At 70.1% G+C, this 7,360-nt stretch carries 6 protein-coding genes and 1 pseudogene; 5 read left to right on the top strand and 2 right to left on the bottom strand.

Translation table 11 applies throughout. The features are described from left to right. Window positions 1-71: 71 nt before the first annotated feature. Window positions 72-1,832, bottom strand: a complete 1,761-nt coding sequence (locus ACFWY9_RS37125; RefSeq protein ID WP_378329331.1) for an ABC transporter ATP-binding protein — start codon at window positions 1,830-1,832, stop codon at window positions 72-74. Window positions 1,833-1,948: 116 nt separating this feature from the next. Here ACFWY9_RS37125 and mshB point away from each other — a divergent pair, with 116 nt between their 5' ends. The 3 genes from mshB to ACFWY9_RS37140 are packed head-to-tail and all read left to right on the top strand — an operon-like array spanning window position 1,949 to window position 4,036. Continuing rightward, on the top strand, window positions 1,949-2,788 hold the full coding sequence (gene mshB, locus ACFWY9_RS37130) for an N-acetyl-1-D-myo-inositol-2-amino-2-deoxy-alpha-D-glucopyranoside deacetylase (protein WP_378329330.1): 840 nt from the start codon (window positions 1,949-1,951) through the stop codon (window positions 2,786-2,788). 2 nt (window positions 2,789-2,790) lie between these two features. Then, window positions 2,791-3,255, top strand: coding sequence for a hypothetical protein (locus ACFWY9_RS37135; protein ID WP_378329329.1), 465 nt, complete (start codon window positions 2,791-2,793; stop codon window positions 3,253-3,255). Next, a complete protein-coding gene (locus tag ACFWY9_RS37140) occupies window positions 3,248-4,036 on the top strand; it encodes a hypothetical protein (protein WP_378329328.1) in 789 nt (262 codons plus the stop codon). The genes ACFWY9_RS37135 and ACFWY9_RS37140 overlap by 8 nt, the downstream gene beginning before the upstream one ends. A gap of 6 nt (window positions 4,037-4,042) precedes the next feature. Here ACFWY9_RS37140 and ACFWY9_RS37145 read toward each other — a convergent pair whose 3' ends face one another. Then, window positions 4,043-4,813, bottom strand: coding sequence for a site-2 protease family protein (locus tag ACFWY9_RS37145; RefSeq protein WP_378329362.1), 771 nt, complete (start codon window positions 4,811-4,813; stop codon window positions 4,043-4,045). 225 nt (window positions 4,814-5,038) lie between these two features. Between ACFWY9_RS37145 and ACFWY9_RS37150 the strand changes: the two genes are divergently transcribed. Both ACFWY9_RS37150 and ACFWY9_RS37155 read left to right on the top strand, forming a co-directional pair. Next, window positions 5,039-5,365, top strand: a complete 327-nt coding sequence (locus ACFWY9_RS37150; RefSeq protein ID WP_378329327.1) for a WhiB family transcriptional regulator — start codon at window positions 5,039-5,041, stop codon at window positions 5,363-5,365. A gap of 179 nt (window positions 5,366-5,544) precedes the next feature. After that, window positions 5,545-7,263: pseudogene (locus ACFWY9_RS37155) on the top strand (glycosyltransferase family 2 protein); the annotation flags it as partial. Window positions 7,264-7,360: the final 97 nt, after the last annotated feature.

Here is a 7,360-nt window from a genome sequence, read left to right on the forward strand (position 1 = left end):
GTTAAGGCCACCTTACGGGCGTCTGACGCCCATAAGGTGGCCTTAACGGCATTTCCCAGCGTGAGGAAGTCTCAGTCGGCGACCGGGGCGACCTTTCCGGCTTCCCAGGCGGCCCGGCGCTCGGCCTGCAGGACGGGGTCGGCGACCGGGGCGGCCGAGAGCAGCCGGCGGGTGTAGTCCTGCTGCGGCGCGTGCAGTACCTGGTCGCGCGTGCCGACCTCGACGAGCTTGCCGTGCTGCATCACCGCGACGCGGTCGGCGAGCAGGTCGATGACCGCGAGGTCGTGGCTGATGAACAGGCACGCGAACTGTAGCGACTGCTGCAGGTCGAGGAACAGGTCCAGGACGCGGGCCTGCACCGAGACGTCCAGCGCGGAGGTCGGCTCGTCGGCGATCAGCAGTGCCGGGTCGAGTGCCAGTGCCCGCGCGATGGCGACGCGCTGACGCTGGCCGCCGGACAGCTCGTGCGGGTAGCGGTTGAGGTAGTGCCCGCCCAGTTCGACCTTGTCCAGCAGCGAGGTGACCCGCTTGTTCTGCTCCTTGGACGTGCCGACCTTGTGCAGCACCAGCGGTTCGGCGATGGACTCGCCGATCGTCATCTTGGGGTCCAAAGTGGACGCCGGGTCCTGGAACACGATCGAGAAGTACCGGCGCAGCGGGCGCAGTTCCTTGGCCGACATCGTGGTGATGTCCTTGCCCGCGATCGACACGGTGCCCGCGGTCGGGTTGAGCAGCCGGATCGCGCAGCGCCCGACGGTCGACTTGCCCGAGCCGGATTCGCCGACGAGGCCGAGGATCTCGCCCTTGGCGATGCTCAGCGAGACGTCGTCGACGGCGCGGTTCTTGGCCTGGCCGCGGCGGCCGGGGTACTCCAGCACCAGGTTCTTGATCTCCAGCGCGGGAGCGGTCTCCTCGACGACGGCTTCGAGTTCGGCGTCGGCGAGCCGGATCTCCTCAGCGATCTTGGCCGCCTCCTCGCTGTCGACGTCGATCGCCTCGTCGTCGAGCAGCCGCCTGCCCTCGGGCCGCTGGCCGAGCACCGGAACCGCGGCGAGCAGCCGCCGGGTGTAGTCCTCCTGCGGGGAGGCGAACAGGTCGCGCACCGGCGCCTGCTCGACGATGACGCCCTGGTGCATGACCACGACCCGGTCGGCGAGGTCGGCCACGACGCCCATGTCGTGCGTGATCAGCACGATCGCGGTGTTCAGCGTGTCCCGCAGCTTGCGCAGCAGGCCGAGGATCTCCGCCTGCACGGTGACGTCGAGCGCGGTGGTCGGCTCGTCGGCGATGATCACCTTCGGGTCGCACGCGATGGCCATGGCGATCACGACGCGCTGGCGCAGACCGCCGGAGAGCTGGTGCGGGTACTGCCTGAACCGCTGCGGCGGGTTCGGGATGCCGACCATCTCGAGCAGCTCGATGGCGCGCTTGTCGGCGGCGTCCTTGGCGATGTCCTGGTGCGAACGCAGCGCCTCGCGCAGCTGCCAGCCGACGGTGTACACCGGGTTCAGCGCGGTCATCGGCTCCTGGAAGATCATCGCGACCTCGTTGCCGCGGATCTTGCGCAGGTCCTTCTCGGTGAGGTCGGCCAGATTGCGCTCGCCGAGGCGCAGCTCACCGGCGATCCTGCTGGTCTTGGGCAGCAGGCCGAGCACGGACATCGAGGTCACGGACTTCCCCGAACCGGATTCGCCGACGACCGCGACGATCTCACCCGGCTGGACGTCGAACCCGATGCCCTTGACCGCGTCGACGACGCCGTCCTCGGTCGGGAACGAGACCTGCAGGTCGGAAATGGACAGAACCGAACCCGACGTTGTTTCAGTGCTCACCTAAAGATGCCCTTCGTGGGGGTACAGACAGGTCACGGCACTATGGCCGTGACTCGCGCGAGGATATCCGAGGGACGGCCGACGAAGGTCGGTGAGCGGGAATTACTCTTCAAGACGTGATCTCCCGTGAGGCCCGGCGGCTGCTTCTCGTCCACGCGCATCCCGACGACGAGAGCATCACCACGGGCGGCACGATCGCCCGCTACGCCGCCGAGGGTGCCGATGTGACGCTGGTGACCTGCACGCTGGGGGAGGAGGGCGAGATCGTCCCGCCCCGGCTCGCGCAGCTCGGCTCGTGGGCCGCCGACCAGCTCGGCGGCTACCGCAGCGGGGAACTGGCCGGCGCCTGCGCCGCGCTCGGCGTCACGCGGCACCGCTATCTCGGCGGGATGGGCCGCTGGCGGGACTCGGGGATGGCCGGGACACCGGCCGCGGCGCATCCGCGCGCGTTCACCGGCGGCAGTCCGGACGAGCAGGCGGCGCAACTCGCCGAGATCCTTGCCGAGGTCGAACCCCAGGTCGTCGTCACCTACGACGCGTTCGGCGGTTATGGCCACCCCGATCACATCCGTGCGCACGAGATCACCATGGCCGCGGCGATGCGGGCTGCATCGGTCGCGCGGATCTTCCACGTCGTCGCCTCGCGTACCGCGCTGCGCGAGGGATTGGCCGCGTTGCGTGCCGACGGAACTTCACCCTTCCGGGTACCCGAGGACGGCGAACTGCCGGAGACGCCCGACGAGACGATCACGTCCCGGATCGACGTCGGCGCGTACCTCGGACAACGGCTGTCCGCGCTGCGCGCACACGAAACACAACTCACCGTGGCCGGCGATGCGACCGTCCACTTCGCACTGACGAACGACATCGCCCAGCCCATCCCGCCGCACGAGTACTTCGTGCTCGCCAAGGGACCCGCGGACGGCGCGGAAACCGACCTCTTCGGCAAGCTGTGACCATGTCCGCCACCCCGGCCCCGGCCCGCCTGACCGTCACCCAGTGGCTGCTGCTCGCGCTGCTCACGTTCGACGCCGTCCTGCTGGCGCTGCTCGAACTGTTCTTCCTGCCGTTGCGGATGGACGGGACGGCGTTGCCGAAACTGGGCGACATCCCGATGCCGCTGACGATCGTGCTCGGCGCGGTCACCACCCCGCTGCTGGTGTCGACGACGGCGAGGCTGGTACGTCCCGGCCTGTCGTGGGTACCGCTCGTGGTGTGGGTGCTCGTGCTGTTCGGCGTCGGCCTGTTCGGTCCCGGCGGTGATCTGGTGCTGATCCAGGACTGGCGGGCGCTGTTGCTGCTCGGCGCGAGCGCGCTGCCCGCCGCGATGGCGCTCGGCGGCGGGTTGGGCAAAGCTGCGGGCAGGGCCTCTTCGAGAGGGGTGTCGCCGGGCGGGCTGTCGTCGGGAGGGAAGCGTGGCTGAGGCGATTTCGGACGCGAACGTCGTCGCGGTGCTGCGGCCGTTCGTGCGGGCCTGCGGGCCGATGCTGGACGCGCTGCGCGAGGCCGACCCGTTCGGCCTGCAGGCGAGAGCCCGTCGCGGTGAGGACGAACTCGCCGAGGTCGAGGCCGGGCTCAAGGAAAAGCTGCTGAACGGGCTGACCTCGGTCAAGGTGCCGGGCACCACGGCGTGGGCGAACATGAACGGCTACCAGCGGTCCAGCTGGTGGATGAACCGCGTCGGCCGGTTCACCGCGCTGGTGACGTCGATCCCCGGACTCGGCGGCGCGCTGGCCGATCGCTTGCCGGTGCAGGACACGCTCGGCGCCGCGTCGCAGGGCCTGCTGCTCTGCGCGCTGGCGGGGGAGTACGGCGTAACCGATGTCGGCGCCAGGGTGCGGCTCATCGCCTGGGTGCTGTTCGAGCGCGACATCGATCCCGTGCTCGCCGCGGGCAAACACGCGCAGCACGACGAGGCGGCCGAGGAAAGCGAGACGGCCAAGCTCACCGAGGAACTCGCCGAATCCGAGCGCAAGCACGGGAAGGTGACGTTCAAGGCGTGCGGGCGCACGCTGTGGCGGCTCGGGCGGGCGCTCCTCGGGATCACGGAGGAACTCGAGAAGCGCCCGCGCGGCCGGTTGTTCCATCGTGCGCTGGGCATGCTGCCGGTGGTCGGCGCCGCCGGGGACTATCTCGGCGAGCGCTCCGGGCTGCGCGTCGTGTGGAAACGCGGGCACGAATGGCTCACCACGCATCCCGCCTGACGCCGCCTAGTGCCTCCAGAACATGAAGAGTTCCTGGCCCAGCGCGGCCAGCGTGGCCGAACCGCCGACGGCGTCGAAGAGCGTGAAGGCCCCACGCCACAACGCGCTGTTCACCGGAGAGAGCAGGAAGAGCGCGGCGAACAGCACCAGCGGCGCCCACGGCCGGGCCCGCGCGCCGAAGTCCCGTGCCTTCGGGGAAAGGTACGGCTCGATCGCGCCCCAGCCGTCGAGCCCAGGGATCGGCAGGATGTTGAGGATGAACGTCACGATCTGCAGCAGCGCCAGATAGGACAGGCCGATCGCCAGCCCGGGGGCGCCGTGCATCGGCACCAGATAGACCACGAGCGCGATCGCGGCGCCGACCGCGAGGTTGCTCAGCGGCCCGGCGAGCGAGACCCACGAGGACGCCGCCCGCGAGCGCAGCGCGCCCCGGTTGATCCACACCGCGCCGCCCGGGAGCGGGATGCCGCCGATGATGAGGAAGATCAGCGGCAGCACGATCGACAGCATCGGGTCGGTGTACTTGCGGACGTCGAGTGTGAGGTAGCCCTTATGGGCGATGCTGTGATCGCCGCCGCGGAAGGCCACGATCGCGTGCCCGAACTCGTGCAGGCTCAGTGAAGCCACCCAGCCCGCCGCGACCAGGAGCACCACGCCCGTGATGAGGAGCGGGTCCCGGTGACTGCTCAAAATCGTGTTGGCGTTGCCGAAAGCGGCCATGACGCCGCCGACGACGGCGAGCGCGATGATGCCGAGGAAGATGGGGCTGGGCCGCACTGCTGATCTCTGCACACCCCCAGTCTTCCGTATGCCCGATGTGAAGTTTTCGGCGTGTCCCCTTGCGCTGGCGCCGCGAGGTATCCCCCGAACTCGCTACTCGGCTTGACCAGACCGCACTACACGGGTGTAATCACAGTGATGTCATTCGCTGCCGGGAAGGGGGCAGCGGGTGTCGTTTCACCACCGCCAGCCTGGGGAGTGCGTACGAGCGAGGAGGCGGACGTGCGGTTGGAAGCCGATGGAAGGGAATGGGGGCACGTCGTGGGTTGGGGAGAGAACCCCGAGCAGCAACTGGGTGATCTCACCGACATGTTCGACGTTGCCGAGGAGGAGCAGGACTGGCAGGAACGCGCCCTGTGCGCGCAGACGGACCCGGAGGCGTTCTTCCCCGAGAAGGGCGGTTCCACCCGTGAGGCCAAGCGAATCTGCCTGGGCTGCGAGGTCAAGGACGAGTGCCTTGAGTACGCGCTGGCCCACGACGAGCGCTTCGGAATCTGGGGCGGTCTGTCCGAACGGGAGCGTCGCAAGCTCAAAAAGCGTGTTGTCTAAAGAGTGCGTGTTGTATAGGTGATCCCGCCCCGGTCCACACCATGGAACGGGGCGGGGGAGCCCAGGTGTGAGTGACCGACGTCGTAGGGTGGCGGCACCGTTGTCCGCCGCCTGACGGGAGTCCGTCGTTGCCCCGCATCGCCTCATCTGCTTTGCGTACGGTTCCCGTGCTGGCCATCATGGTCTGCCACAACGGAGAAGAATGGCTGCCGCTGGCGCTGTCCTCCTTGCGCCGCAGCAATATCCGGCCCCGGCACGTGCTCGCGGTCGACACCGGGTCGACCGACCGGACGCCACGTCTGCTGGCCGAAGCCGCCGACCCCGGCGGGGTCGACGCGGAACCTCTGCTGTCCGGGGTACTGACACTTCCGGGTGAAACCGGATTCGCCGAAGCCGTCGCCGCCGCGGTCGAGCACGCCGTCGAGCGATGGGGCGATCCCGGTGGCTGGCTCTGGCTGCTGCATGACGACTGCGCGCCCGAACCGGACTGTCTCGAAGAACTTTTGCAAGCTGCGGAAAGCAATTCCTCCGCGCGGGTGCTCGGCCCGCTCGCCCTCGACTGGGTGGATCCGAGATTGATCGTCGAAGCCGGGCTCTCGACCGACGCCGTCGGTCACCGGCAGCAGACCGCCGCGCCCGGCGAGGAACCGGCCGAGGTACTCGCGGTACCCAGCGCGGGCTCGCTCGTGCACCGCGAACTGTGGCACGAGCTCGGCGGCTTCGACCCCGAATTCTCCTTGCTGCGTGAGGATCTCGACTTCGGCTGGCGGGCCAACGCGGCAGGCGGCCGCGTGCTGTCGGTACCCGCCGCGCGGATGCGGCACGCCCGCGCGCTGACCACCGGGCGGCGGAAACCCGACGCGGCGCCCGCGCCGCTGTCCGTCACGAACCGCGCCCACGGGCTGCGGGTGTTCCTGGTGAACTGCTCGCCGTTCTCCTTCTGGTTCGGCATGATCCGCATCCCGGTGCTGTCCGTGCTGCGGGCGTTGGCGTTCGTGCTGCTGCGCCGGACCGGGGAGGCCCGCGCGGAGTTCGCCGCCGTCGGCTATCTGCTCGGCGGGCGGGGCAATCTCCGTGCGGCACGGGCGAAACGCCGTTCGCGGCCGAGGCCGGGCTCGGTGCGCGGACTGTTCACCGGACGGATCAGGCGACTGCGTAACGCCTTCCGTGCAGGCGTCGTCGGGCTGGTCCGCCGCGGCGTGGAGAGCGACGTCGCGCTCGGGACCGTGCCGGAAGGCGTCGCGCCCGAGACGGCGTGGATCCCGCCGGAGGCGTTGGACGCCAAGGCCGATCGCCCCATCGGGCCGTCCGCGCTGCCCGCGGGGGCGTTGCGGGGCATCGGTTCCCGGGGTTCGGGACTGCGCCGGCCGAGCGGGTTCGTCGCCGTCGCCGTGCCGGAAACCCCGGCGCCACCGCCGACTCCGGACGCCGCCGCGGAGTCCGGGGAACAGGAAGAGGCTTCGCCGGAGCCGCGAGCAGCCGAGCCCGCCGCGGAACCGGAGCTGGTCTTCGTCGAGGTGAACCGGCGGCGCGTGCTCGCCGCGACGGTGTTCGCCCCGCCGGTGGTGCTGCTCGTCGTGCTCACCGCCCTCGCGCTGGTGGTCAACCGCGGCCGTCTCGGGCTCGATCTGTTCGGCGGCAAGCTGTTGCCGGTCGGCGGGCTCGGCGAGATCTGGTCGTCGTACGTCGCGCCGTGGCACGCCGTCGCGGGCGGCACCGGCGCCCCGGCCGCCGCGACCCTGCCGGTGCTGGGATTGCTCGGCGCGGTCTTCGCACCGATCGGTGGTCCGGCGGCACTGGTCGCCGTGCTCCTCATCGGCGACATCCCTCTGGCCGCGTTGAGCGCGTACGCGGCGACGCGGCGTCTGCGTGTACGGCGTTGGGTCCGTGCGGTCGTGGGGGGGGCGTCTCTGGCCATCACCGCGCGCCGGTGGAGGGTCGGTGGGCGGGCGGGGCCGAAATCCGCGGGTTAGGCGTCAAGGGTTCGGGGATGAG

Origin of the sequence: Amycolatopsis sp. NPDC059027, from assembly GCF_042739735.1 — a bacterium.
Lineage (GTDB): Bacteria > Actinomycetota > Actinomycetes > Mycobacteriales > Pseudonocardiaceae > Amycolatopsis.

Excerpts from the sequence above, each read along its gene's own strand:
- ACFWY9_RS37135 (WP_378329329.1), top strand. The coding sequence starts at position 2,791 with ATGTCCGCCACCCCGGCCCCGGCCCGCCTGACCGTCACCCAGTGGCTG.